This is a genomic window from Burkholderia sp. NLJ2 (assembly GCF_049487195.1).
In the GTDB taxonomy this organism is placed as follows: Bacteria; Pseudomonadota; Gammaproteobacteria; order Burkholderiales; family Burkholderiaceae; genus Burkholderia; species Burkholderia pyrrocinia.
Window position 1 is genome coordinate 313855 of sequence record NZ_CP137810.1, and the last position, 24666, is coordinate 338520.

Consider the following 24666-nt stretch of genomic DNA (forward strand, 5'->3'; position numbering starts at 1 on the left):
GCGCTGCGTCGCGTCAGACGACCGTCAGGCGCACCGGCACGTTGTTGCGCGTTGCGTTCGAATACGGGCACACGTGGTGCGCCTTGTCGACCAGCGCCTGCGCGTCTGCCTTGTCGAGCCCCGGCAGCGACACGCGCAGCTCGATGTCGAGCCCGAAGCCGCCTGCGTCGTTCGGGCCGATGCCCACTTCCGCCGTGACCTGCGTATCGGCCGGCAGCGCCTGCTTGTTCTGGCCGGCGACGAATTTCATCGCGCTCAGGAAGCAGGCCGAGTAACCTGCGGCAAACAACTGCTCCGGATTCGTGCCTTCCGCGCCCGTGCCGCCGAGTTCGCGCGGCGCGGCCAGCTTCACTTCCAGCTTGTTGTCTGCGGATACCGCGCGGCCGTCGCGGCCGCCCGTGCTCGTGGCGCTGGTCTTGTACAGAATGTTCATCGTGCAGCTCCTGTCGGGAAAAGGGGAGAAAAGCGGCCCGGTCGAATGGAGTGTCGCCGGCCACGAATAAAATATAGAACACAAATCATTAGTGTGCAAATGAAATTTTGAAGAAAAACCCGGCCGTGCCGGGTCGGATGGCCGACGCTCGGTTCGTCAGCGTTCGTTGGCGGCCGACAGCGCGTCGCGCAACTGCTGGAGATCGGCGCGCAGCCTGATCAGGAACTCGGGCGTTTGTTGCATCGCACAGAAAAGATCGGCGGGCACCGAGCGTGCGCGATCCTTCAGCGCCCGGCCTTCCGGCGTCACGCGCACGTTCACGACGCGTTCGTCGGCCGCACTGCGCACGCGCTCGACGTAGCCGAGCGCTTCCAGCCGCTTGAGCAGTGGTGTGACCGTGGCCGGGTCGAGGTCGAGCCGCGCGGCGATGTCCTTCACCGCGATGTCGTCGCGCTCCCACAGCACGAGCATCGCGAGATATTGGGGATAGGTCAGCGACAGCTTGTCGAGCAGCGGCTTGTACGCCTTCGTCATCGCGTGCGAAGTCGAGTAGAGCGCGAAGCACAGTTGCTCGTCGAGCGTCTGGGGCAGCGGGGGTAGGCGGTCCATGATTCGGGAGGCGCGGCGGACGCGCGAACAATTTGTACGCAAATTATTTTGCGCGCAAAAGATTCGGTTGAACAGGGGCGCCCGGCCAGGGGCGCCCGGCCAGGGGCGCCCGGCCAGGGGCGCCCGGCTAGGGGCAGCGAGCGGAGGATGCGCGGAGCGGTGCGAGACAGGGGGGAGCGCCGGGTCGCAGCCCGGCGCGGGGAACAGCGTGACGGCCGGCGACGCGCGCCGGCCGCGGCGGGCTTCAGCGGCCCGACGTGGTGGTCGTCGGCGCGCCCGGCTCCTGGACGCCGAAGCAGCCACGATAGGTCGCGTAGAACGAGCAGTACAGCATCGTGACGATGATGATCGTCACCGGCATCATGATCGTCAGCGCATAGGCGCCGGCGCCGAGCGCCTGCAGCAGCAGCGACAGCGCGAGCGACGTGCCGATCGCGACGCCGAACCACAGCACGCCGTACACGACGAACGCGCCGCGATTGCGCCAGCAGCTCACGACGCTGAAGAACAGCGCCTTCGCGGGCGGGACGTCATGCCATGCAACCAGCACCGGCGCGAACCAGAACAGCATCGCAATCGGCAGATACAGCAGCGTCGCGAACATCAGCGCGCCGAACGTACCTTGCGCGGCGAGCGTTTCCGGCGTCGCGCTCGCTTCGTCGGCGGCGCCCATCATCACGTGGAACAGCGCACCGCCGTCCACGAACGACGAAGCGGCGAACACGAGCACCATCGACGCGACGTAGATCACGCCGAGCACGAGCAGCCGCTGGGTCGCGACGGTGCCGTACGAGCGGAAGCCGTCGATCAGGATCGTCGGCATCACCGGCTTGCCGGCCACCGTGTCGCGGCACGCGGCCATGAAGCCGACCGCGATGCCGGGAATGAGCACCAGCGGCAGCGCCGAGCCGATCACGGGCACCATCGACACCAGCGTGATCGCCAGCAGGTACGTGAAGAACAGCGTGATGAACGCGAGCGGGTTCCGGCGGAACAGCCAGACGCCTTGACGGAACCAGACATAGCCCGTTTTCGCGGGCACTTCGATCAGTTGCATGCGGTTTGGATCTCGGGAAGCGCGGGCGTATGCGCGATACGCTCGCGCAGGATGCGTTCGAAATGGCCGGGGTCGTGCGGCTTGAGCATCTCGGCCGCGCGCGGCAGGTAGAAGTCGTACAGGCGCGACACCCAGAAGCGGTACGCGCCCGCGCGCAGCATGTCGCTCCAGTGGCGGCGTTCCTCGGCCGTGAACGGCCGCACGGTCTGGTACGCGCGCAACAGCGCATCGGCGCGCGCGACGTCGAGCACGCCGGTCGCGAGGTCGACGCACCAGTCGTTGACGGTCACCGCGACGTCGAACAGCCACTTGTCGCAGCCCGCGAAATAGAAGTCGAAGAAGCCGCCGAGCCGCACGTCGTGGCCGGTGCCCGGCGCCGCGTGCGCGAACAGCACGTTGTCGCGGAACAGGTCGCAATGGCATGGCCCGGCCGGCAGCGCCGCGTAGTCGGCCGACGCGAAGAAGGCCGCCTGGTGCGCGAGTTCGCCTTCGAGCAGCGTGCGTTGCGCGTCCGCGATGAACGGCACGATTGCCGGCACGTTCTCCTGCCACCACGGCAGGCTGCGCAGGTTCGGCTGGTTGCGCGGGTAATCGCGCCCTGCGAGGTGCAGGCGCGCGAGCATTTGCCCGACCTCGATGCAGTGTTCGACCCCCGGCGCGAGTTCGGCCGCGCCGTCGAGCTTCGTGACGATCGCGGCCGGCTTGCCGTGCAGCTCGCCGAACAGCGCGCCGTCGTCGCGCGGGATCGGATCCGGCACCGGCACGCCGTGGCCGGCCAGGTGGCGCATCAGGTCGAGGTAGAACGGCAACTGTTGCGCCGTCAGCTTTTCGAAGATCGTGAGGACGTATTCGCCGCGCGTCGTCGTCAGGAAGAAATTGCTGTTTTCGATACCGGACGGAATGCCGCGGAACGCAAGCACGTCGCCCAGTTCGTAGTGGCGCATCCATTGCGCGAGATCGGAGTCGGAAACAGCAGTGAAAACGGCCATGCGGGATGCGTCAGGTGAGGGTGTCGGCACGCGGGCGGCGTGCGTCGCGACAGCAGGTGAAGGGGGGCGGCGCGCCGCGATCGACGCGGCGCGACGGAATCAGTAGCGCAGGTTCAGCGACGGCAGGCGCGTGATCGGGACGCCCGCGTCGTGCGGCTTCGGCGACGTGTCGGGCGTCGAGCTCATCTGGTAGCGCGTGCCGAAGTTCGACTTCACGTCGATCTCGACCGGCTTGCCGCGGTCGCGGTACTCGGTGACCTCGGTGCCGTTCTTGCTCTTTTCATGGAAGCTCGGCGTGCGGCGAATGTCGGCGAAGTCGACTTTCGACGTGACTTCGGCGCCCGGCCGGTTGATTTTGCGGAGATCGGGCAGGCCGGCGGCTTCGTTGGCCTCGGCCCGGGCCTGCGCGTCGGCGTCAGGCGTGGTGCCGGCGGCGTAAGCGACGCTGGCGGCGGCAAACGCGGCGGCAGCGGCGACGAGAATGAGCGGCTTCATGATGAGTCTCCAGTGAACCCACCGATTTTAGCAAATACTGCGCGGTATCCGGCCCTGGCGTGCGTACGGGCGGCCATGAGCGTGACCGGGTTCCGTGGTAATGTCGTCGGATCAGACGAGGTGATACAAATGAAGAACGATTTGAGCCGCCGGCACCGTGTGCTGACGCCCGAGAGCCCGTCGGTCGAGGCTTTCGACGATTCGATCGCCGCCGTCGCGCGGCTGTCCGCCATCTACGACACGAATACGGGCTTCCTGCGCGACGCATTCGCGCGCTATCGCCGCCACGAACCGATTACCGAGCACGTGCGCGCGTGCTACCCGTTCGTGCGGATTCGCACCGACGTCAACACGCACGTCGATTCGCGCCGCTCGTACGGTTTCGTCGCCGGCCCCGGCGTGTTCGAGACGACGGTCACGCGCCCCGATCTTTTCGCGAACTACTATCGCGAGCAACTGCGCCTGCTGTCGAAGAACCACCATGTCAAGATCGAGATCGGCGTGTCGTCGCAGCCGATTCCGATCCATTTCGCGTTTCCGGAAGGCATCCATCTCGAGGGTGAGCTCGACCGTGACCGCCTGCTCGCGATGCGCGACATCTTCGACACGCCCGACCTGTCGTATCTCGACGACCGCATCGTCAACGGCACGTTCGAGCCGGCGCCGGGCGAGCCGCATCCGCTTGCGCTGTTCACGGCCGCGCGCGTCGACTTCTCGCTGCACCGGCTGCGTCACTACACGGCGACGTCGCCCACGCATTTCCAGAACTACGTGCTCTATACGAACTACCAGTTCTACATCGACGAGTTCGTGAAGCTCGGCCGCACGATGATGACGGAAAGCACCGATCCCGAGGTGCGCGCGTATCGCAGCCAGTACAGCTCGTTCGTCGAGCCGGGCGATGTCGTCACGTACAACGCGAACCTCGGCAGCGAGCCGGCCGAGGGCGCTGCGCCGCCGCGCCTGCCGCAGATGCCCGCGTATCACCTGAAGCGCGCGGACGGCAGCGGGATCACGATGGTCAACATCGGCGTCGGCCCGTCGAACGCGAAGACGATCACCGACCACATCGCGGTGCTGCGTCCGCACGCATGGGTGATGCTCGGTCACTGCGCGGGGCTGCGCAACACGCAGCGCCTCGGCGATTACGTGCTGGCGCACGGTTACGTGCGCGAGGATCACGTGCTCGACGCCGACCTGCCGCTGTGGGTGCCGATTCCGGCGCTCGCCGAAGTGCAGCTCGCGCTCGAGCGCGCGGTGGCCGACGTCACGCGGCTCGAAGGCGTCGAACTGAAGCGCGTGATGCGCACCGGCACGGTCGCGAGCGTCGACAACCGCAACTGGGAGTTGCGCGACCATCGCGAGCCCGTGCAGCGGCTGTCGCAGAGTCGCGCGATCGCGCTCGACATGGAAAGCGCGACGATCGCCGCGAACGGCTTCCGCTTCCGCGTGCCGTACGGCACGCTGCTGTGCGTGTCGGACAAGCCGCTGCACGGCGAGCTGAAACTGCCGGGCATGGCCGACACGTTTTATCGCGGGCAGGTCGACCAGCACCTGCAGATCGGCGTGAAGGCGATGGAGATCCTGCGCACGAACGGGCTCGACAAGCTGCATAGCCGGAAGCTGAGGAGCTTTGCGGAAGTGGCGTTTCAGTAACTGCCCGGCGCGATGGCGCCTCCAATGACAAAGGCCTCACGCGAACGCTTGTTCGCGTGAGGCCTTTGTCTTTCCGCGTCAGCGCCGGAGCAGGACGGCCCGGCGGTCATGCGTTCAGCACTCACCCTTCTTCGCGTGTCCCGGCGGGCAGTGGTAGCCGCGGCGATCGTCATGGCCGTGATGGCGCTCGTGATCTTCCCACTCGCGGCGTTCCCAGTAACGGCGGCCGTCCCAGTAGCGCTCGCCATGCCAGCCGACGATGACCGCGGGCGCCGGAGCGACCAGGACGGGCGCGGGCGCGACGACGACCGGCGCGGGCGTGCCGATATTGACGTCGACGTTGACGGCGTGAGCGAGGCCGGACAGCGAGAGGCCGAGGCCGGCGAAAGCGAGAGCGATCGATGAGCGCTTCATGTTCTTTTCCGTGATGTCGTTGTGAGGAGATCGGCGCGACGCAACGGGAGCGACTCCGAACCGCGAATCGTTCCGCAGGGGGGATCGCCTGCGCCGACGGAATGCAGTGTGCTGCGACGCGTCGGAAAAGGCGAGGGGCGTTTATTACGGCGAGTTGGAAGCCGGTACGAGCGGAACGCGCATGCCGCGCGGCGCGATTTGACAATGACGGGCGGCAGGGCCGGGACCGTGATGTCGCACGACGCAGCGTCGGCCGCGCGAATTTGACATTCGGCGGCGCGCGGCCGTGAAGCGGGATTAACAGCGCGTTACAAAGTAGCGTGCGGCAGGCGGCGCGATCGCCATGCCTGCCGCACGGAAAGCAGTACGCCGGCCGTCGGGCCGGCTATCGCCATGGAGCGATTACAGGTAGAACATCCGGTCTTCTTCGGGCCGCGGCGGATGTCCTTCTTCGTCCGAGCCTTCTTCCTCGCCGCTGTCCTCGTAGAACGCGAGCACTGCGTCGAGCACGTGGTCCGGATCGTCGATCACCTGCATCAGATCCATGTCTTCCGGATTGATCAGGCCCATCGGAATGAGCTGGTCGCGGAACCATTGCAGCAAGCCCTGCCAGAACGTGCTGCCGACTAGGATGATCGGTACGAGGCGCGATTTTTTCGTCTGGATCAGCGTGAGCACTTCGGACAGCTCGTCGAGCGTGCCGAAACCGCCCGGCATCACGATCACCGCATCCGAATTCTTCACGAACGTGACCTTGCGCGTGAAGAAGTGGCGGAAGCGCAGCGAGATGTCCTGGTAGTGGTTGCCGGCCTGCTCGTGCGGCAGCTCGATGTTCAGGCCGACCGACGGCGCCTTGCCGGCGTGCGCGCCCTTGTTCGCGGCTTCCATGATGCCGGGGCCGCCGCCGGAGATCACGGCGAAGCCGGCGTCGGACAGCTTGCGTGCGATCTGCGCGGCCAGCTTATAGTGCGGCGTATCGGGTTTGAGGCGGGCAGAACCGTAGATGCTGACAGCCGGGCGGATCTCCGACAGGTACTCGGTCGCCTCGATAAACTCTGCCATAATCGTGAACATCTGCCACGATGCGCGGGCCTTCTTGGCCGTCGCGCGTTCTTGATCTGCGAGCGAACGCAGACTCGGAATCACTTTTCTCTTGTTCATAATGCCTGAAGAACGAAATCTGGAAGGTAAGACCCTGCTATTGGTTGACGGTTCGAGCTATCTGTATCGGGCTTACCATGCGATGCCTGATTTGCGTGGCCCTGGCGGGGAGCCGACCGGAGCGCTCTACGGAATCATCAACATGCTGCGCCGTATGCGCAAGGAAGTCAGTGCAGAGTATAGCGCTTGCGTGTTCGATGCAAAGGGCAAGACGTTCCGTGACGACCTTTATGCCGACTATAAGGCAAACCGTCCGTCGATGCCGCCCGACCTCGCATTGCAGGTCGAACCGATCCACGGCGCCGTGCGCGCGCTCGGCTGGCCGTTGCTGATGGTCGAAGGCGTCGAGGCCGACGACGTGATCGGCACGCTCGCGCGCGAAGCCGAACGGCACGGGATGAACGTGATCGTGTCGACGGGCGACAAGGATCTCGCGCAGCTCGTGACCGACCGCATCACGCTCGTCAACACGATGACCAACGAGACGCTCGACCGCGACGGCGTGATCGCGAAGTTCGGCGTGCCGCCCGAGCGGATCATCGACTACCTGGCATTGATCGGCGACACCGTCGACAACGTGCCGGGCGTCGAGAAGTGCGGGCCGAAGACGGCCGTGAAATGGCTGTCGCAATACGACAGCCTCGACGGCGTCATCGCGCACGCGGGCGACATCAAGGGCGTGGTCGGCGACAATCTGCGCCGCGCGCTCGACTTCCTGCCGCTCGGCCGCACGCTCGTGACGGTCGACACGGCCTGCGATCTCGCGCCGCATCTCGAATCGATCGAAGCGTCGCTGAAGAGCGACGGCGAAGCGCGCGACCTGATGCGCGACATCTTCGCGCGCTACGGCTTCAAGACGTGGCTGCGCGAAGTCGACAGCGCGCCGGCGGAAGGCGGCGGCGCCGATGCGCCGGAAGGCGAGCCGGCACCGGTGGTGGCGGCCGACATCGTTCGCGAATACGACACGATCCAGACCTGGGAGCAATTCGATGCGTGGTTCGCGACGATCGACGCGGCCGCGCTGACCGCGTTCGACACCGAGACGACCGCGCTCGACCCGATGCTCGCGCGGCTCGTCGGCCTGTCGTTCTCGGTCGAACCGGGCAAGGCCGCGTACCTGCCGGTCGCGCACCGCGGTCCCGACATGCCCGAGCAGCTTCCGCTCGACGACGTGCTCGCGCGCCTGAAGCCGTGGCTCGAATCGGCCGATCGCAAGAAGGTCGGCCAGCACCTGAAGTACGACGCGCAGGTGCTCGCGAACTACGACATCGCGCTGAACGGCATCGAGCACGACACGCTGCTCGAATCGTACGTGGTCGAATCGCACCGCACGCACGACATGGACAGCCTCGCGCTGCGTCATCTGGGCGTCAAGACGATCAAGTATGAAGACGTGGCCGGCAAGGGCGCGAAGCAGATCGGTTTCGACGAAGTGGCGCTCACGCAGGCCGCCGAATACGCGGCCGAGGATGCCGACATCACGCTGCAGCTTCATCACGCGCTGTATCCGCAGGTCGCGCGCGAACCGGGCCTCGAGCGCGTGTATCGCGAGATCGAGATGCCGGTGTCGCTCGTGCTGCGCAAGATGGAACGCACGGGCGTGCTGATCGACGACGCGCTCCTGCAGGCGCAGAGCACCGAAATCGCGACGCGTCTGATCGAGCTCGAAGCGCAGGCGTACGAACTGGCGGGCGGCGAATTCAATCTCGGCTCGCCGAAGCAGATCGGGCAGATCTTCTTCGAGAAGCTGCAGTTGCCGATCGTGAAGAAGACGCCGAGCGGCGCGCCGTCGACCGACGAAGAAGTGCTGCAGAAGCTGGCGGAGGATTACCCGCTGCCGAAGGTGCTGCTCGAGCATCGCGGGCTGTCGAAGCTGAAGTCGACCTATACCGACAAGCTGCCGCGCATGGTGAACCCCGCAACGGGCCGCGTGCATACGAACTATGCGCAGGCCGTCGCGGTGACGGGCCGTCTCGCATCGAACGATCCTAATCTTCAGAACATTCCGGTGCGCACGGCCGAAGGCCGCCGGATCCGCGAGGCGTTCATCGCATCGCCGGGCCACCGGATCGTGTCGGCCGACTATTCGCAGATCGAACTGCGGATCATGGCGCACATCTCGGGCGACGCGTCGCTGCTGCGCGCGTTTTCGCAGGGCGAGGACATCCACCGCGCGACGGCCGCCGAGGTGTTCGGCGTGACGCCGCTGGAAGTCCATTCCGACCAGCGCCGGATCGCGAAGGTGATCAACTTCGGGCTCATCTACGGGATGAGCGCGTTCGGGCTCGCGTCGAACCTCGGCATCACGCGCGACGCGGCGAAGCTCTATATCGACCGTTATTTCGCCCGCTATCCGGGCGTCGCGCAGTACATGGAAGAGACGCGCGCGATCGCGAAGGAGAAGGGCTACGTCGAAACCGTTTTCGGTCGCCGCCTGTGGCTGCCGGAGATCAACGGCGGCAACGGCCCGCGCCGCCAGGCGGCCGAGCGCGCGGCCATCAATGCGCCGATGCAGGGTACGGCGGCCGACCTGATCAAGCTGTCGATGATCGCGGTGGACGACTGGCTCACGCGCGACAAGCTTGCGTCGCGGATGATCATGCAGGTGCACGATGAACTGGTGCTCGAGGTGCCCGACGACGAACTGTCGCTCGTGCGCGAGAAACTGCCGGAAATGATGTGCGGCGTCGCGAAGCTGAAGGTGCCGCTCGTCGCCGAAGTAGGCGCCGGCGCGAACTGGGAAGAGGCACACTGACGCACCGCTGCGCGGTTCCCGATTCCTGCGGCATATTGTTGCAGGGATGCTGAATATCGAGATGGTTTGCTTGTGGTCAACGCGCAAGCTCCCGGACAATGCATGTCAGTCATGTCATTGACGCGGGGCGGCGCGCCCCGCGTTCCGGGACGGGACGCATCGAAGTGCTTCGAACTGCACATCGATGATGTCCGAACCGGTTAATCCACCGGCGGCGCGAGTGCATCGCGTTTGCTTCGCCTGGCGGCAGCAGTTTCGAATCGCAAAGGGGGGAATCGGATGCATCGGATCATCATCGTAGGCGGAGGCGCGGGCGGCCTGGAACTGGCGACGCGGCTCGGCGACCGTTACGGCGCGCGCGGCAATCGTCCCGCGCGTGCGCTTGTCACGCTCGTCGACCGCAATCCGACCCACATCTGGAAACCGCTGCTGCACGAGGTCGCGGCCGGCAGCATGGACCCGTTCACGCAGGAGCTCGAATACGCGGCGCAGGCGCGCTGGCACGGCTTCGAGTTTCAGCAGGGCGAACTGACCGGGCTCGACCGCGCGACGAAGCGCGTCACGCTGTCGCCCGTCAACGACAGCGACGGCGAGGAACTGCTGCCGGCGCGCGAGCTGGAATACGACACGCTCGTGATCGCGATCGGCAGCACGACCCACTTCTTCGGCGTGCAGGGCGCGCCGGAAAACGCGATCGCGCTCGATACCGTCGGCGAGGCCGAGCGCTTCCGCAAGCGGCTGATCGCCGCGTGCATGCGCGCCGAGCACCAGGCGCCGGCGCCGACCGCGCCGGGCGATGCGGCCGAACCGCGTATCCAGGTCGTGATCGTCGGCGGCGGCGCGACGGGCGTCGAGTTGTCAGCAGAACTGCGCAACACGGCGCAGGTGTTGTCCGTGTACGGGCTGCACAAGCTCGACCCGCGACACGACGTCGGCATCGTGCTGATCGAATCGGGGCCGCGGATTCTGCCGGCGTTGCAGGAGCGCGTGTCGTCGGCGACGGCCGAGCTGCTCGAAAAGCTCGGCGTACGGCTGATGCTCGGCGAGCGCGTGACCGAGGTTGCGCAGGGGCTCGTGCATACCGCGAGCGGCAAGGCGGTGCGCGCGGACCTGACGGTCTGGGCGGCCGGCATCAAGGCGCCGTCCGTGCTCTCGCATCTCGACGGTCTCCAGGTCAACAAGCTCGGCCAGCTCGACGTGCGCCGCACGCTGCAGACCTTCACCGACGACAACGTGTTCGCGCTCGGCGATTGCGCGGCGTGCGCGTGGCCCGGCAACGAACGCAACGTGCCGCCGCGCGCGCAGGCCGCGCACCAGCAGGCGAGCTTTCTGCTGAAGGCGATCGGCTGCCGGCTCGACGGGCGTCCGCTGCCCGAGTTCACGTATCGCGATTTCGGTTCGCTCGTGTCGCTCGGCCATTTCAGCGCGGTCGGCAACCTGATGGGCGGGCTGATCGGCGGCAACATGCTGATCGAAGGGCTGTTCGCGCGCTTCATGTACATGTCGCTGTACCGGCTGCACATCGCGGCGCTGCACGGCTATCCGCGGATGATGCTCGACACGTTCGCGCACTGGCTGCGGCGCACGACGCTGCCGCGCGTCAAGCTGCACTGACCGCGCGTTCGTGCGGGAAGCGGGCGGGGCGTGCGCACGTCGTGCGTGTTCTCCGCCCGTTGTTTTTTCGGGCAGCCGGACGGTCGTGCAGGCTTTGGCCGAGTGAGATCGTTCGCGCGTTTTCCTGTTCAATCCGCAAGCTTCCAGTCGCGCAACGGCGATCGACCCATGCACGCCACGGCATGATCTGGCGGGGCGACGGCACGCATCGATACCGTGGCCGGGGCGGTCGGATCGATGCTTCGTAATTGAGTCTTACACATCTGACAGTTGACGCGACAACGGATTATTGGGCATCGTGTCCGGGTTTCCGTTTGCGGCGGAGTGCCAACCGCCGCGACATCCGCGCCGTGCGCCGGTGCGATGTCCCGTCATGCCGCATCCACGCTCGTGACGGCGGCGCCCAATCGAGGAGCGCATTCATGTTGAAACCCGAAGTCGACAGCCTGGTTCCCCACGTCCCGTTCTCGCGTCGCAAGTTCATGCAGGCCGCGCTGGGCGGCACCTTCGCGGCGGCCGTGCTGCCCGTGTCGGCGCAGACGGTCACGACCGACAGCGCCGGGCTGGACGTCGACACGGTCGAGATCCGCTCCGGCGACGCGAGCGTGCCGGCCTATCGCGCGCAGCCGGCCGGCAAGACGAACCTGCCGGTCATCATCGTGATTCACGAGATCTTCGCCGTGCACGCGCATATCGCCGATGTGTGCCGCCGCTTCGCGAAGCTCGGCTACCTCGCGATCGCGCCCGACCTGTTCGCGCGGCAGGGCAGCGTGTCGAAGTATCCGACGATCCAGGCGCTCGTCGACAACGTCGTCAGCAAGGTGCCGGACCGGCAGGTCACCGAGGATCTCGACGCGACGGTCGCATGGGCCGGCAAGAACGGCGGCGACCTGACGCGTCTCGGCGTGACGGGGTTCTGCTGGGGCGGCCGCCAGGCGTGGCTGTATGCCGAGCACAATCCGCACGTGCGTGCGGCCGTTGCGTGGTATGGGTTCGTCGAAGGCAAGACCGACGAGATGACGCCGTTCAATCCGGTCGATCATGCATCGCAGTTGAAGGTGCCCGTGCTCGGGCTGTACGGCGAGAAGGATACGAATATCACGCAGGCCTCGCTTGCGGACATGCGCAAGGCGATCCAGGCGAGCGATTCGAAGCTCGCGCGCGAATCGGAGATCGTCGTGTATCCGGATGCCGGCCACGCGTTCTTCGCCGACTACCGGCCGAGCTATGTAAAGGGTGATGCCGAAGACGGCTGGAAGCGCGCGATCGCGTGGTTCCACAAATACGGCGTGATGTAAACGGAACGCGGCGGCCGAATGGCCGCCGCTTCGCTTCGCCGGCGCGACGCGCGCCGGATTACGGGTTCGGGCCGGTCGCGATCGGCCGCGACGGATCGGCGCTCCATTCGCTCCACGAGCCCGGATACAGCGATGCGCCGTGCAGCCCCGCGATCTCCAGCGCAAGCGCGTTGTGGCAGGCGGTGACGCCGGAGCCGCATTGCAGGATCACGAGATTCGGTTCGGTGCCCGCCAGCAGCGCGGAAAACGTCTCGCGCAATTCATGGCCGGTCTTGAAGCGGCCGTCGGCGTTCAGGTTGTCCTTGAAGAACCGGTTGCGCGCGCCGGGGATGTGGCCGCCCACAGGATCGATCGTTTCGTTTTCGCCGCGATAGCGGTCCGGTGCGCGCGCATCGATCACGACGCGCGTGCGCGACGTCACGTTCGCGAGCACGGCTGCCGCGTCGACCGTCGATTCGAGTGGTGCTGCCGCGCGGAAATCGCCGGCGGCCGGTTGCGGTACGTCGGCCGTCAGCGGCTGGCCGGCTGCTTCCCACGCTTGCAGGCCGCCGTCGAGCACGGCGACCGAATCGTGGCCGAGCCAGCGCAGCAGCCACCACAGACGTGCCGCGTAGGCGCCGCCTTGCGCGTCGTATGCGACGACCTGCTGGCCTTGCTTGAGTCCGCGGCTGGCGAGCAGCGTGGCGAGCGCGTCGCGGGTCGGCAGCGGATGGCGGCCGTTGGTGCCCGTCTTGCGGCCCGACAGGTCGCGGTCGAGATGAAGATGCTGCGCGCCGGGGATGTGGCCGGCCGCAAATGCGGCTTCGCCCGCGCCCGGATCGGCGAGATCGAAGCGGCAGTCGAACAGCACGACGCTGCCGGGCGCCGCGGCCAGGCGCTCGGCGAGGTTGGCGGCGGAGATGAGCGTGGTGTAATGAGTGTGTGGCATAACAGCTCCCTGAAGTGCGAATGGCCTGACACTCCAAGTCTAAACAAAAAAAGACGGGCCGAAGCCCGTCTTTTCGTCTGCTGGATGCCATGCGGCGTCAAAGCGCCGCACCGACCATCAGATATCGCCGAGGTGGCGGCGCAGGAACTCGTGGAAGTGCTGCATGCCGTCTTCCATCGGGCTCTGGTATGGGCCGACCTGCGACTCGCCGCGTGCCATCAGCGCATGGCGGCCTGCGTCCATCCGCATCGCGATCTCGTCGTCCTCGACGGCCGTTTCCATATAGGCGGCGCGCTCGGCCTCGACGAATTCGCGTTCGAACAGCGCGATTTCCTCGGGGTAATAGAACTCGACGATGTTGGTTGTCTTCTGCGGGCCGCGCGGGATCAGCCACGACACGACGAGCACGTGCGGATACCACTCGATCATCAGGCCCGGGTAGTAGACCATCCAGATCGCGCCGAACTCCGGCGGCACGCCGTTGCGGAACTTCAGCACCTGCTCGTGCCATTTCTGGTAAGTCGCGCTGCCCGGCTTCGCGAGTGCGTTGTGCACGCCGACCGTCTGCACGCTGTACCAGTCGCCGAACTCCCACGTCAGGTCGTCGCACGACACGAAGCTGCCGAGGCCCGGGTGAAACGGGACGACGTGATAATCCTCGAGGTAGACCTCGATGAACGTCTTCCAGTTGTAATCGCACTCGTGCACTTCGACGTGATCGAAGTGGTACTCGGAGAAGTCGAAATGATGCTTCGTGCCGAGATGGGCGAGATCGCGCGCGACATTCCGGCCTTCGGCCTCGAACAGCAGCCCCTGCCAGTTCTGCAGCGGGCTCTTGCCGAGGTTCAGGCACGGCTTCTCGGGGAAGTGCGGCGCGCCGAGCAGCTCGCCTTCCAGGTCGTACGTCCAGCGGTGCAGCGGGCACACGATGTTCTGCGTGTGGCCGCGCCCGTTGAGCATGATCGCCTGCCGGTGGCGGCAGACGTTCGACAGCAGTTCGATCTGGTTCGTCTGGTTGCGGACCAGCACGCGGCCTTCCTTCTCGGACGGCAGCGCAAAATAATCCCCCGCCTCGGGCACCATCAACTCGTGCCCGACGTAACGAGGTCCTTTCTTGAAGAGGGTTTCGATCTCGCGCTCGAGTAGCGCCTCATCGAAATATGCAGTGACTGGAAGCTGGCTGTGAGCCGACTTCAACTGAAGCGCATCGCTCAGATTGGACATTCCCACTCCCGGTGTTAGCGTGAAAGCAGTGAACAACCCAACCATCGAAAAATCGATTTAGGGAAACGGAGAATTATACCCGGATCGCCTCGCAAGGCTAGGAATAAGTGCCTGATTTGTGTCAATTTTTTGTCCGGAGACAATCGGGAGGCGCACACTGTGTGTCGGAGATGGGGCCGGAATATGTGCCAGGCTGCCCAAGTCGGCAGATCGGAGAATTCTCTTTTGCCGTAGAATGTCCGACTTGTTTTGAAATTTGACACCCTTGTCCATGGCGAAAACCGCATCCCCAGGCGCCACGCCGCCCGGTAACGGCACAGAACCGTTGCCGGACAATTATGAGATGGCGCTCGCGGAACTCGAGACGCTGGTTGCCCGGATGGAAGGCGGCGCGTTGAGCCTCGAGGATTCACTGGCGGCGTACCGCCGCGGTGCGACCCTCGTTGCGTTTTGCCAACAGCAGCTCGAGAAAGTGGAGCAGCAGGTTCGCGTGCTCGACGGCGCGACGCTGAAGCCGCTTTCGTCCGGAACGGCCGCCACGGACGGCGAAGACGACGATCTATGACATTCGAACAATGGATGCGGTCCGTGCTTGACCGTGTCGAGCACGCACTCGGTCACTATCTGCCCGCTGAAACCGCGATGCCCGCGCAACTCCACGAGGCGATGCGCTACGCGGTCCTCGGCGGCGGCAAACGCGTTCGCCCGCTGCTGTGCCATGCAGCAGGCGAGCTGACCGGCGCGACGGAAGCGGCGCGCAATGCGGCGGCGGCGGCGCTGGAGATGATCCACGTCTACTCGCTCGTGCACGACGACATGCCGTGCATGGACGACGACGCGCTGCGCCGCGGCAAGCCGACCGTGCACGTGCAGTACGACGAACCGACGGCGCTGCTGGTCGGCGATGCGCTGCAGTCGCAGGCGTTCGTCGCACTGACCGACGCCACCGCGCTGACGCCGGTGCAGCAGGCGGCGCTCGTGCGCGAGCTTGCGCTCGCGAGCGGCTCGGTCGGCATGGCCGGCGGGCAGGCGATCGACCTGGCGAGCGTCGGCCTCAAGCTGACGCGCGAGCAACTCGAGACGATGCACCGGATGAAGACGGGCGCACTGCTGCGCGCGGCCGTGCGGATGGGCGCACTGGCCGGCGAGACGCCGTCTGCGGAAACGATGGCCGCGCTCGATGTCTACGCGGGGGCCGTGGGTCTGGCCTTCCAGGTCGTCGACGATATTCTCGACGTCACGACCGATTCGGCGACGCTCGGCAAGACGGCCGGCAAGGACGCGGCGAACGACAAGCCGACCTACGTTTCGATTCTCGGCCTCGAGGCGTCGCGCGAGCTCGCAGCGCAACTGCGCGCCGAAGCGCATGATGCGTTGAAACCGTTCGGCGCACGCGCACAGCGTCTCGCCGAACTTGCCGACCTGGTAGTGAACCGGGTCAGCTGACGCGAAAGCCCGCCGCCGCGCACACGCTACGGTGCGTGCAAAAGAATGCGGGCGCGTTTGATTTCCTACAATGGAACGACGATGTACGACTTGCTGAAAACCATCGACGACCCGGCGGATTTGCGCCGCCTCGATCGTCGCCAACTGCAACCGCTCGCGGATGAACTGCGCGCGTTCGTGCTCGACAGCGTGTCGAAGACGGGCGGCCATTTGTCGTCCAACCTCGGGACGGTCGAGCTGACGATCGCGTTGCACTACGTGTTCAACACGCCGAACGATCGCATCGTCTGGGACGTGGGCCACCAGACCTACCCGCACAAGATCCTGACGGGCCGCCGCGACCAGATGGATTCGCTGCGCCAGTACGACGGCATCTCGGGCTTCCCGCGCCGCAGCGAATCCGAATACGACACGTTCGGCACCGCGCACTCGAGCACGTCGATCTCGGCCGCGCTCGGCATGGCGATCGGCAGCCAGCTGAACGGTGACGACCGCTTCTCGATCGCCGTGATCGGCGACGGCGCGATGACGGCCGGCATGGCGTTCGAGGCGATGAACAACGCGGGCGTGTCGGAAGATGCGAAGCTGCTCGTGATCCTGAACGACAACGACATGTCGATCTCGCCGCCGGTCGGCGCGCTGAATCGCCATCTCGCACGCCTGATGTCGGGCCGCTTCTACGCGGCTGCGCGCGCGGGCGTCGAGCGCGTGCTGAGCGTTGCGCCGCCGGTGCTCGAACTCGCGCGCAAGCTCGAGGAGCACGCGAAGGGCATGGTCGTGCCGGCCACGCTGTTCGAAGAGTTCGGCTTCAACTACATCGGCCCGATCGACGGTCACGATCTCGATTCGCTGATCCCGACGCTGCAGAACATCCGCGAACTGCGCGGCCCGCAGTTCCTGCACGTGGTGACGAAGAAAGGCCAGGGCTACAAGCTCGCCGAAGCCGATCCCGTGCTCTATCACGGCCCCGGCAAGTTCAATCCGGCCGAAGGCATCAAGCCGTCGACGACGCCCGCGAAGAAGACGTACACGCAGGTGTTCGGCGAATGGCTGTGCGATGAAGCCGAGCGCGATACGCGCGTCGTCGGCATCACGCCCGCGATGCGCGAAGGCTCGGGCATGGTCGAGTTCGAGAAGCGCTTCAAGGATCGCTACTACGACGTCGGCATCGCCGAGCAGCACGCGGTGACGTTCGCGGGCGGCCTCGCGACCGAAGGGCTCAAGCCGGTCGTCGCGATCTACTCGACGTTCCTGCAGCGTGCCTACGATCAACTGATCCACGACGTCGCGCTGCAGAACCTGCCGGTCGTGTTCGCGATCGACCGCGCGGGCCTCGTCGGCGCGGACGGCGCGACGCACGCGGGTGCGTACGATCTGGCGTTCATGCGCTGCATCCCGAACATGACGGTCATGACGGCATCCGACGAAAACGAATGCCGCCAGATGCTGCACACGGCGCTGCAGCAGCCGAACCCGACCGCGGTGCGCTATCCGCGCGGCGCGGGCACGGGCGTGCCGACGGTGAAGGAATTTACCGAGATCCCGCTCGGCAAGGGTGAAGTGCGTCGCCACACGGCGCAGCCGGAAGGCAAGCGTGTCGCGATCCTCGCGTTCGGCACGATGGTCGCTCCGTCGCTCGCCGCGGCCGAGGAGCTCGACGCAACCGTCGCGAACATGCGTTTCGTGAAGCCGGTCGATGCCGCGCTCGTGCGCGAACTCGCCGAGACGCACGACTACCTCGTCACGATCGAGGAAGGCTGCGTGATGGGCGGCGCGGGCTCGGCCTGCGTGGAAGCCCTGATGGAGAGTGGGGTTATCCGACCCGTACTACAATTGGGCCTCCCTGACCAGTTCGTCGATCACGGCGACCACGCAAAGCTGTTGTCGCAATGCGGCCTCGACGGCGCGGGCATCGCGAAATCGATTCGCGAACGCTTCCTGAACCCGGCGGCCGACGTCGCCGGTCAGGCGAAGCGCGTCGCATAAGCTGGCGCCGCCTACGGGCGGTGCCGGTGCGACTGGCGCAACCGGTCTTCATTGATGCGGAAAACATGGGCCTGCGGGCCCATGTTGCTTTTCCGGCTGCCGCATGACGCGGCGTGCGCGTCGTCGAACGCGCGGCTTACAAGGATTGAACAAGATGAACCAGATGAATCCCGCCTTCGTGATGCCCGACGTGCAGAGCACGGTGGATACCCGTCAGATTCCGATTCAGCGCGTGGGCGTGAAGGCGGTCCGGCATCCGTTGACGGTGCGTACCGAAAGCGGCGACGTGCAGCCGAGCGTCGGTGTCTGGAACCTCGACGTCCGCCTGCCGGCCGACCAGAAGGGCACGCACATGTCGCGCTTCGTCGCGCTGCTCGAAGAGAACCGCGCGCCGCTGACGGTCGAGCGTTTCCGCACGATGCTCGCGTCGATGCTCGAGAAGCTCGAAGCCGAGGCCGGCCGCATCGAAGTCACGTTCCCGTACTTCGTGAACAAGACGGCGCCGGTGTCCGGCGTGCAGAGCCTGCTCGACTATGAAGTGACGCTCGCGGGCGAAAGCCGCAACGGTGACACGCGCCTGTTCCTGAAGGTGCTCGTGCCGGTGACGAGCCTGTGCCCGTGCTCGAAGAGGATCTCGCAGTACGGCGCGCACAACCAGCGCTCGCACGTGACGATCGATGCCGAGCTTGCGGGCGACCTGCCGGTCGAGGCGCTGATTCGCATCGCGGAGGAAGAGGCGTCGTGCGAGCTGTGGGGCCTGCTGAAGCGTCCGGACGAGAAGTTCGTCACCGAGCGTGCATACGAGAACCCGAAGTTCGTCGAGGATCTCGTGCGCGACGTCGCGCAACGTCTCGATGCGGACGAACGCGTGGTCGCGTACGTGCTCGAAGCCGAGAACTTCGAATCGATCCACAATCACAGCGCGTATGCACTGATCGAGCGCGACAAGCGGCAGGCTGCATAACGCTGCGTCGTTTTGTCGCGCCGACGAAAAAGGCCGCTCGTTTGAGCGGCCTTTTTTACGTCTGCCGGTGCGTGCGGCGTTGCGTTGCGCGGCTCAGCGGGCGAGCGACGCGAGATCCCAGCGCGGCTTCACCGTGAACGCGTAGTCGGCGTTCGCCTGCTCGGGCCAGCGGCCGAGCCGCAGCGCGCCCGCGAGCGCGATCATCGCGCCGTTGTCGGTGCACAGAGCAAGATCGGGGTAATGCACGTCGAAGCCGCGCTTGGCCGCGGCGGCCGACAGTGCCTCGCGCAACTGGCGGTTCGCGCCGACGCCGCCCGCGACCACGAGGCGCTTGAGCTTCGTCTTCTTCAGCGCGGCGAGCGACTTCGCGACGAGCACGTCGACGGCCGCGTCGACGAAACCGCGCGCGAGGTCGGCTTTCGCGCGTTCGAGCGCTTCGCCCGCCAGTTTCGCCGCTTCGAACTTCTTCATCTGCGTGAGCACGGCCGTCTTCAGGCCGCTGAAGCTGAAGTCGAGGTCGCCCGAATGCAGCATCGGACGCGGCAGCACGACTGCGCCCGGCGTGCCCGTTTCGGCGAGCTTGGATACTTCCGGGCCGCCCGGGTAACCGAGGCCGATCAGCTTCGCCGTCTTGTCGAACGCTTCGCCGGCCGCGTCGTCGAGCGTTTCGCCGAGCGTCTCGTACACGCCGACGTCGGTCACGCGCATCAGTTGCGTGTGGCCGCCGGAAACCAGCAGCGCGACGAACGGGAACGGCGGCGGCTCGGCGACGAGCAGCGGCGACAACAGGTGGCCTTCGAGATGATGGATGCCGACGGTCGGCTTGTTCCATGCGAGCGCGAGGGCATTCGCGATGCTCGCGCCGACCAGCAGCGCGCCGGCGAGGCCGGGGCCTTGCGTGAACGCGATCGCGTCGATGTCGTCGCGATGCGTGCCGCTTTGCGCCATCACTTCCTCGAGCAGCGGCAGTGCGCGGCGGATGTGGTCGCGCGACGCGAGCTCGGGCACGACGCCGCCGTAGTCGCGGTGCATCGCGATCTGCGAATGGAGCGCGTGCGCGAGCAGGCCGCGCTGCGTGTCGTAGAGCGCGAGGCCGGTTTCGTCGCAGGAGCTTTCGATGCCGAGAACGAGCATGGGTAAGGGCGGGGCGCGCCGTATCGGACGCGCCGCATGAAGGTCAACGTAACCGGAAAGTATAGCAGGCGAGGGCCGGCCGCCGCTGCCGGCGGCACGGGCCCGATGCCGGGCAGGTACAATCCGCGCCATGGAAACTTATGACATCGCCGTGATCGGCGCGGGCGCCGCCGGGATGATGAGCGCCGCGGTCGCCGGGCAGCTCGGCCGCCGCGTCGTGCTGATCGATCACGCGCCGCGGCTCGCCGAGAAAATCCGCATCTCGGGCGGCGGCCGCTGCAACTTCACGAACCTGTATGCAGGCCCCGACAACTACCTGTCGGCGAATCCGCATTTCGCGCGCTCGGCGCTGGCGCGCTATACGCCGCGCGACTTCCTCGGGCTGCTCAAGCGCCATCATGTGACCTGGCACGAAAAGCACAAGGGTCAGCTTTTTTGCGACCACGGCAGCGACGCGGTCATCGACGTGCTGAAGCACGAGTGCGACGCGGGCGGCATCGCGTGGCGCCGGCCCGTCGTCGTCGACGCGGTGCGCCACGCGCCGGCCGACGGCTTCACGCTCGACACGCAGCAGGCCGGGTCGATCGGTGCGCGTGCACTGATCGTGGCGACCGGCGGCCTGTCGATCCCGAAGATCGGCGCGACCGACTTCGGCTACCGGCTCGCGAAGCAGTTCGGCCACAAGCTCATCGATACGCGGCCCGCGCTCGTGCCGCTCACGTTCGCGCCGCACGACTGGGAGCCGTTCGCGGCGTTGTCCGGCGTGTCGCTCGAAGTGCGCGTGTCGACCGGCGACAAGAAGCGCGGCGGCGAATTCGTCGAGGACCTGCTGCTGACCCATCGCGGCCTGTCGGGGCCCGGCATCCTGCAGATCTCGAGCTACTGGCAGCCCGGCGACCCGATTCGCGTCGACCTGCTGCCGCAGCGCGACACGGTGGCCGACCTGCTCGACGCGAAACGCGCGTCGAAGCGCCAGATCGGTTCGCTGCTCGCGGACTGGGTGCCGTCGCGCCTCGCGCACGCATGGCTCGACACGCATCGCGTCGCGGCCGACGCGCGGCTCGCGGACCTGCCCGACAAGACGCTGCGCCAGATCGGCGACGCGCTCGCCGGCTGGACGCTGACGCCGAACGGCACCGAGGGCTACAAGAAGGCCGAGGTGACGAAAGGCGGGGTCGATACGCGGGAGCTGTCGTCGGCGACGATGATGAGCGCGCGCGTGCCGGGGCTGTTCTTCGTCGGCGAGGCGGTGGACGTGACGGGCTGGCTCGGCGGCTACAACTTCCAGTGGGCGTGGGCGTCCGGCACGGCGGCCGGGCAGGCCGCGGCGGAGTATGCGCGCGGCGCCTGACGGGCCAGGGCCTGTTCACCCTAATAACGCACGTTCCCCTGTTTGAAAAAATCGTTCGTGGGGCTGGCCGCCAGAAGGGCCGATCGCCGCGTCATGCTCCTCGCGAATACGTCGGTATTCACTTCGTCGCAATCCTTGCGCTCGGCCCTTCTGGCGGCCAGCGCAAGCCCGTCATTAGGGTGAACAGGCCCTAGGCAAGCCCGGTTTAGCGGGACCAGTCCCCGTGCCTTTGGGCAATCGCTCTGCTATACTCGGTAGCCTTTCCCTGCAAACCTTTATTCGTGTCGGATCATGACGATCATTCGCGTTAAAGAGAACGAGCCGTTCGAAGTTGCAATGCGTCGCTTCAAGCGCACGATCGAGAAGAACGGTCTGTTGACCGAACTTCGTGCGCGCGAGTTTTACGAGAAGCCGACCGCGGAGCGCAAGCGCAAGAAGGCGGCTGCGGTGAAGCGTCATTACAAGCGTATCCGCAGCCAGACGCTGCCGAAGAAGCTGTACTGAACGATTGGGCGCCGCGCGGTTCGCTGAGCGGCGCACCGGCGACTCCGTGCGATCGGGTATGATCGCGCAGCCGATCAGGCGGCGAGTCGCCGATGCCGGATTCGAGCAACCCGCTTGAGACACTGTCCCAAGCGGGTTTTTGTGTTGACGCCTGTTCGCGGGCGTCGGATTCACGTTTCCATCCCGGGTGAAAGATGAGTTTGAAAGAGCAGATCAGCGAAGACATGAAGGCCGCGATGCGCGCGAAGGACAGCGAGCGCCTGGCGACGATTCGCCTGCTGATGGCCGCGATCAAGCAGCGCGAGGTCGATGATCGGGTCACGCTCGACGACGCGGGCATCACGGCCGTGATCGACAAGATGATCAAGCAGCGCAAGGATTCGATCAGCCAGTTCCAGGCCGCCGGCCGCGACGACCTCGTCGCGAAGGAGCAGGCCGAGCTGACCGTGCTGGGCGGCTATATGCCCGCGCAACTGTCGGACGCCGAAGTGGCGGCCGAAGTCCAGGCGGCGGTCGCGCAAACCGGCGCAGCCGGCCCGCAGGACATGGGCAAGGTGATGGGCGTGCTGAAGGGCAAGCTCGCCGGCCGCGCCGACATGACGGCCGTTTCCGCGCAGGTCAAGGCCGCGCTCACGAAGTAAACCCGTTCCCGGTGCGCGCGGCGTTGCGTGCGCCGGGCGTCGTATTGTCTTTTTTTGCTCGATCCCACGGTGATTCCGCATTCGTTCCTGCAGGACTTGCTGAACCGCGTCGATATCGTCGACGTGGTGGGTCGGTACGTGCAGCTCAAGAAGGGCGGCGCCAACTTCATGGGGCTGTGCCCGTTCCATAACGAGAAGAGCCCGTCGTTTACCGTCAGCCCGACCAAGCAGTTCTATCACTGCTTCGGCTGCGGCGCGCACGGCACGGCGATCGGCTTCCTGATGGAGCATGCGGGGCTCACGTTCCCGGAAGCCGTGCAGGAGCTCGCGCAGTCCGTGGGGCTGACCGTGCCGCACGAACCGTCGATGCGCGGCGGCGGCGGCGGTGGCGGGGGCGGGGGCGGTGATTATCCGGCGCCCGTGTCGAAATCCGTCGCGACCGCGCTGTCCGATGCGATGACCGCCGCGTGCGATTACTACCGCAAGCAGTTGCGCGGCGCGACCGTCGCGATCCAGTACCTGAAGAACCGGGGCCTGACCGGCGAGATCGCCGCGCGTTTTGGGCTCGGTTACGCGCCGGACGGCTGGCAGAACCTCGAAACCGCGTTCCCGGACTATCGCGACGAGTCGCTTGTCGAGTCCGGGCTCGTGATCGTCAGCGAGAAAACCGATGCGCAGGGCGTCGCGCGCCGCTACGACCGGTTCCGCGAGCGGATCATGTTCCCGATTCGCAACGTGAAGGGGCAGGTGATCGGCTTCGGCGGCCGCGTGCTCGGCAGCGGCGAGCCGAAGTACCTGAACTCGCCCGAAACGCCGCTGTTCAACAAGGGCAGCGAGCTGTACGGGCTGTTCGAGGCGCGGCTCGCGATTCGCGAGCGCAAGTACGTGCTGGTCGTCGAAGGCTACATGGACGTCGTCGCGCTCGCGCAGCTCGGTTTTCCGAATGCGGTCGCGACGCTCGGCACCGCGTGCACGCCGATCCACGTGCAGAAGCTGCTGCGTCAGACCGACACGGTTATTTTCAGTTTCGACGGCGATTCGGCCGGGCGGCGTGCGGCCCGGCGCGCGCTCGAGGCATGCCTGCCGCATGCGGCGGACAACCGCACGATCCGGTTCCTTTTTCTGCCGGCCGAGCACGATCCGGACAGCTATGTGCGCGAGTTCGGCGCGGACGCGTTCTCCGAGCAGGTCGAGCGCGCGATGCCGCTGTCGCAATTTCTGCTGAACGAAGCAATTGCCGGCAAGGCGCTCGATCAGCCGGAGGGCCGCGCGAAGGCGCTGTTCGATGCGAAGCCGTTGTTGCAGGCACTGCCCGCGAACGCATTGCGCGCGCAGATCATGCACATGTTCGCGGACCGCCTCGACATCCCGTTCGAAGAGGTCGCGGGGCTGTCCGACGTCGATACGCGGATCGCGGCGCCGCCGCGCCAGGCGCCCGCGCGCAGCGAGCGGCGCCGCGTGACGGACAGCGAAAAGCGCGCATTGCGCACGCTGGTGATGCATCCGCGTATCGCGTCGCAGCTCGACGATGAACAAATTGCGACGCTGCGTGCGTTGCCGCGCATCGGCGAACTGTTCGCCGAAGTCGTCGACCATGCGCGTGCGCTGGGCGACGGCGCGGAGTTCCGGCTGCTGTCGGATGTCCTGCGGACGTCCTCGAACGGGGCGACTTACGAGGAAATCTTCCGCGAAATTCTGGACTATGATGAAAACGTCCGCGATTTGCTGTTACAGAATCCGGAGGACGAGACGGTGCCCGAGCGGCAGCGTGAACAGGAACGGATCGCGGGGGAGGAGCTGCAGGCAGCGGTGCTCAAGATGCGCTACGACGCTTGCTGCGACCGGCTCGATCGGCTGGCGCGGCAATCCACCTTCACACCCGAGGAGCTGGCTGAATTGACGGAATTGAACCAGCAGCGAACCGACATGAAGCGTCGGCTCGGGCTGTAGGCGGCCGGGGCGCTTAGAGAGGGCTCCCCAGCGTGCTATAATATAAGGTTTCCAGCG

22 protein-coding genes are annotated in these 24666 nt (G+C 66.2%); 12 read left to right on the top strand and 10 right to left on the bottom strand.

Translation table 11 applies throughout. The features are described 5' to 3' along the window. Positions 1 to 13: 13 nt before the first annotated feature. The 5 genes from R9B84_RS23795 to R9B84_RS23815 all read right to left on the bottom strand — a co-directional run bounded on the left by R9B84_RS23795 (position 14) and on the right by R9B84_RS23815 (position 3583). A complete protein-coding gene (locus R9B84_RS23795; RefSeq protein ID WP_031399791.1) occupies positions 14 to 433 on the bottom strand; it encodes an organic hydroperoxide resistance protein in 420 nt (139 codons plus the stop codon). A gap of 156 nt (positions 434 to 589) precedes the next feature. Further along, on the bottom strand, positions 590 to 1042 hold the full coding sequence (locus tag R9B84_RS23800) for a MarR family winged helix-turn-helix transcriptional regulator (protein WP_423762518.1): 453 nt from the start codon (positions 1040 to 1042) through the stop codon (positions 590 to 592). 244 nt (positions 1043 to 1286) lie between these two features. Then, the gene (locus tag R9B84_RS23805; RefSeq protein WP_047901411.1) at positions 1287 to 2099 is read right to left on the bottom strand and encodes a BPSS1780 family membrane protein; all 813 of its coding nucleotides are present in this window, start codon (positions 2097 to 2099) and stop codon (positions 1287 to 1289) included. Continuing rightward, on the bottom strand, positions 2090 to 3088 hold the full coding sequence (locus R9B84_RS23810) for a homoserine kinase (protein ID WP_423762519.1): 999 nt from the start codon (positions 3086 to 3088) through the stop codon (positions 2090 to 2092). Before R9B84_RS23810 ends, R9B84_RS23805 begins: the two co-directional genes overlap by 10 nt. A gap of 99 nt (positions 3089 to 3187) precedes the next feature. After that, complete coding sequence (locus R9B84_RS23815) at positions 3188 to 3583, bottom strand: hypothetical protein (RefSeq protein WP_047901409.1); 396 nt, start codon at positions 3581 to 3583, stop codon at positions 3188 to 3190. A gap of 129 nt (positions 3584 to 3712) precedes the next feature. Between R9B84_RS23815 and R9B84_RS23820 the strand changes: the two genes are divergently transcribed. Next, on the top strand, positions 3713 to 5239 hold the full coding sequence (locus R9B84_RS23820; protein WP_423762520.1) for an AMP nucleosidase: 1527 nt from the start codon (positions 3713 to 3715) through the stop codon (positions 5237 to 5239). A 114-nt stretch (positions 5240 to 5353) separates the two neighbouring features. Here the strand turns inward: R9B84_RS23820 and R9B84_RS23825 are convergent, their stop codons facing one another. Both R9B84_RS23825 and R9B84_RS23830 read right to left on the bottom strand, forming a co-directional pair. Beyond that, positions 5354 to 5653 carry a hypothetical protein gene (locus R9B84_RS23825; RefSeq protein ID WP_423762521.1) on the bottom strand — a complete coding sequence of 100 codons (300 nt, stop codon included), beginning with the start codon at positions 5651 to 5653 and terminating at the stop codon, positions 5354 to 5356. Positions 5654 to 6055: 402 nt separating this feature from the next. Beyond that, the gene (locus R9B84_RS23830; RefSeq protein WP_423762522.1) at positions 6056 to 6814 is read right to left on the bottom strand and encodes a TIGR00730 family Rossman fold protein; all 759 of its coding nucleotides are present in this window, start codon (positions 6812 to 6814) and stop codon (positions 6056 to 6058) included. A gap of 1 nt (position 6815) precedes the next feature. Here R9B84_RS23830 and polA point away from each other — a divergent pair, with 1 nt between their 5' ends. The 3 genes from polA (at position 6816) to R9B84_RS23845 (ending at position 12481) form a co-directional block, all read left to right on the top strand. Next, positions 6816 to 9569: a DNA polymerase I gene (polA, locus tag R9B84_RS23835; RefSeq protein ID WP_423762523.1), complete on the top strand. Its 2754-nt coding sequence runs from the start codon at positions 6816 to 6818 to the stop codon at positions 9567 to 9569. A 279-nt stretch (positions 9570 to 9848) separates the two neighbouring features. After that, complete coding sequence (locus R9B84_RS23840; protein WP_423762524.1) at positions 9849 to 11183, top strand: NAD(P)/FAD-dependent oxidoreductase; 1335 nt, start codon at positions 9849 to 9851, stop codon at positions 11181 to 11183. Between the two features lie 422 nt (positions 11184 to 11605). Then, positions 11606 to 12481: a dienelactone hydrolase family protein gene (locus tag R9B84_RS23845; RefSeq protein WP_423762525.1), complete on the top strand. Its 876-nt coding sequence runs from the start codon at positions 11606 to 11608 to the stop codon at positions 12479 to 12481. Between the two features lie 58 nt (positions 12482 to 12539). Here R9B84_RS23845 and R9B84_RS23850 read toward each other — a convergent pair whose 3' ends face one another. Both R9B84_RS23850 and R9B84_RS23855 read right to left on the bottom strand, forming a co-directional pair. Continuing rightward, a complete protein-coding gene (locus R9B84_RS23850; RefSeq protein WP_423762526.1) occupies positions 12540 to 13409 on the bottom strand; it encodes a sulfurtransferase in 870 nt (289 codons plus the stop codon). Positions 13410 to 13526: 117 nt separating this feature from the next. Continuing rightward, entirely contained in the window at positions 13527 to 14633 is a 1107-nt protein-coding gene (locus tag R9B84_RS23855; protein ID WP_423762527.1) for an aromatic ring-hydroxylating oxygenase subunit alpha, read from the bottom strand. Positions 14634 to 14904: 271 nt separating this feature from the next. Here R9B84_RS23855 and R9B84_RS23860 point away from each other — a divergent pair, with 271 nt between their 5' ends. The 4 genes from R9B84_RS23860 (at position 14905) to folE2 (ending at position 19029) form a co-directional block, all read left to right on the top strand. Further along, entirely contained in the window at positions 14905 to 15198 is a 294-nt protein-coding gene (locus tag R9B84_RS23860; RefSeq protein ID WP_006479428.1) for an exodeoxyribonuclease VII small subunit, read from the top strand. Further along, positions 15195 to 16079, top strand: coding sequence for a polyprenyl synthetase family protein (locus R9B84_RS23865; protein ID WP_423762528.1), 885 nt, complete (start codon positions 15195 to 15197; stop codon positions 16077 to 16079). Before R9B84_RS23860 ends, R9B84_RS23865 begins: the two co-directional genes overlap by 4 nt. 81 nt (positions 16080 to 16160) lie before the next feature. Further along, positions 16161 to 18065 (top strand): 1-deoxy-D-xylulose-5-phosphate synthase, encoded by a 1905-nt coding sequence (gene dxs / locus R9B84_RS23870; protein ID WP_423762529.1) that lies wholly within the window; start codon positions 16161 to 16163, stop codon positions 18063 to 18065. A 154-nt stretch (positions 18066 to 18219) separates the two neighbouring features. Then, positions 18220 to 19029 (top strand): GTP cyclohydrolase FolE2, encoded by an 810-nt coding sequence (folE2, locus tag R9B84_RS23875; protein ID WP_423762530.1) that lies wholly within the window; start codon positions 18220 to 18222, stop codon positions 19027 to 19029. 93 nt (positions 19030 to 19122) lie between these two features. Here the strand turns inward: folE2 and tsaD are convergent, their stop codons facing one another. Then, positions 19123 to 20163, bottom strand: a complete 1041-nt coding sequence (tsaD, locus tag R9B84_RS23880) for a tRNA (adenosine(37)-N6)-threonylcarbamoyltransferase complex transferase subunit TsaD (protein ID WP_423762531.1) — start codon at positions 20161 to 20163, stop codon at positions 19123 to 19125. A gap of 130 nt (positions 20164 to 20293) precedes the next feature. Here tsaD and R9B84_RS23885 point away from each other — a divergent pair, with 130 nt between their 5' ends. The 4 genes from R9B84_RS23885 (at position 20294) to dnaG (ending at position 24609) form a co-directional block, all read left to right on the top strand. Further along, positions 20294 to 21514 (top strand): NAD(P)/FAD-dependent oxidoreductase, encoded by a 1221-nt coding sequence (locus R9B84_RS23885; RefSeq protein ID WP_423762532.1) that lies wholly within the window; start codon positions 20294 to 20296, stop codon positions 21512 to 21514. 291 nt (positions 21515 to 21805) lie between these two features. Then, complete coding sequence (gene rpsU / locus R9B84_RS23890) at positions 21806 to 22018, top strand: 30S ribosomal protein S21 (RefSeq protein WP_006479415.1); 213 nt, start codon at positions 21806 to 21808, stop codon at positions 22016 to 22018. 194 nt (positions 22019 to 22212) lie between these two features. Continuing rightward, positions 22213 to 22659 carry a GatB/YqeY domain-containing protein gene (locus tag R9B84_RS23895; protein ID WP_423762533.1) on the top strand — a complete coding sequence of 149 codons (447 nt, stop codon included), beginning with the start codon at positions 22213 to 22215 and terminating at the stop codon, positions 22657 to 22659. Positions 22660 to 22728: 69 nt separating this feature from the next. Next, positions 22729 to 24609: a DNA primase gene (gene dnaG, locus R9B84_RS23900; RefSeq protein WP_423762534.1), complete on the top strand. Its 1881-nt coding sequence runs from the start codon at positions 22729 to 22731 to the stop codon at positions 24607 to 24609. The last annotated feature ends 57 nt before the right edge of the window (positions 24610 to 24666 follow it).

What these genes read in the sequence shown, in the direction of transcription:
- R9B84_RS23795 (WP_031399791.1), bottom strand. Translation starts at nt 433, where the DNA reads ATGAACATTCTGTACAAGACCAGCGCCACGAGCACGGGCGGCCGCGAC.
- R9B84_RS23810 (WP_423762519.1), bottom strand. Translation starts at nt 3,088, where the DNA reads ATGGCCGTTTTCACTGCTGTTTCCGACTCCGATCTCGCGCAATGGATG.
- R9B84_RS23820 (WP_423762520.1), top strand. Translation starts at nt 3,713, where the DNA reads ATGAAGAACGATTTGAGCCGCCGGCACCGTGTGCTGACGCCCGAGAGC.
- R9B84_RS23845 (WP_423762525.1), top strand. Translation starts at nt 11,606, where the DNA reads ATGTTGAAACCCGAAGTCGACAGCCTGGTTCCCCACGTCCCGTTCTCG.
- tsaD (WP_423762531.1), bottom strand. Translation starts at nt 20,163, where the DNA reads ATGCTCGTTCTCGGCATCGAAAGCTCCTGCGACGAAACCGGCCTCGCG.
- R9B84_RS23850 (WP_423762526.1), bottom strand. Translation starts at nt 13,409, where the DNA reads ATGCCACACACTCATTACACCACGCTCATCTCCGCCGCCAACCTCGCC.
- R9B84_RS23805 (WP_047901411.1), bottom strand. Translation starts at nt 2,099, where the DNA reads ATGCAACTGATCGAAGTGCCCGCGAAAACGGGCTATGTCTGGTTCCGT.
- R9B84_RS23865 (WP_423762528.1), top strand. Translation starts at nt 15,195, where the DNA reads ATGACATTCGAACAATGGATGCGGTCCGTGCTTGACCGTGTCGAGCAC.
- dxs (WP_423762529.1), top strand. Translation starts at nt 16,161, where the DNA reads ATGTACGACTTGCTGAAAACCATCGACGACCCGGCGGATTTGCGCCGC.
- polA (WP_423762523.1), top strand. Translation starts at nt 6,816, where the DNA reads ATGCCTGAAGAACGAAATCTGGAAGGTAAGACCCTGCTATTGGTTGAC.
- rpsU (WP_006479415.1), top strand. Translation starts at nt 21,806, where the DNA reads ATGACGATCATTCGCGTTAAAGAGAACGAGCCGTTCGAAGTTGCAATG.
- R9B84_RS23855 (WP_423762527.1), bottom strand. Translation starts at nt 14,633, where the DNA reads ATGTCCAATCTGAGCGATGCGCTTCAGTTGAAGTCGGCTCACAGCCAG.
- folE2 (WP_423762530.1), top strand. Translation starts at nt 18,220, where the DNA reads ATGAACCAGATGAATCCCGCCTTCGTGATGCCCGACGTGCAGAGCACG.
- R9B84_RS23895 (WP_423762533.1), top strand. Translation starts at nt 22,213, where the DNA reads ATGAGTTTGAAAGAGCAGATCAGCGAAGACATGAAGGCCGCGATGCGC.
- R9B84_RS23815 (WP_047901409.1), bottom strand. Translation starts at nt 3,583, where the DNA reads ATGAAGCCGCTCATTCTCGTCGCCGCTGCCGCCGCGTTTGCCGCCGCC.
- R9B84_RS23825 (WP_423762521.1), bottom strand. Translation starts at nt 5,653, where the DNA reads ATGAAGCGCTCATCGATCGCTCTCGCTTTCGCCGGCCTCGGCCTCTCG.
- R9B84_RS23885 (WP_423762532.1), top strand. Translation starts at nt 20,294, where the DNA reads ATGGAAACTTATGACATCGCCGTGATCGGCGCGGGCGCCGCCGGGATG.
- R9B84_RS23800 (WP_423762518.1), bottom strand. Translation starts at nt 1,042, where the DNA reads ATGGACCGCCTACCCCCGCTGCCCCAGACGCTCGACGAGCAACTGTGC.
- R9B84_RS23840 (WP_423762524.1), top strand. Translation starts at nt 9,849, where the DNA reads ATGCATCGGATCATCATCGTAGGCGGAGGCGCGGGCGGCCTGGAACTG.
- R9B84_RS23830 (WP_423762522.1), bottom strand. Translation starts at nt 6,814, where the DNA reads ATGAACAAGAGAAAAGTGATTCCGAGTCTGCGTTCGCTCGCAGATCAA.
- R9B84_RS23860 (WP_006479428.1), top strand. Translation starts at nt 14,905, where the DNA reads ATGGCGAAAACCGCATCCCCAGGCGCCACGCCGCCCGGTAACGGCACA.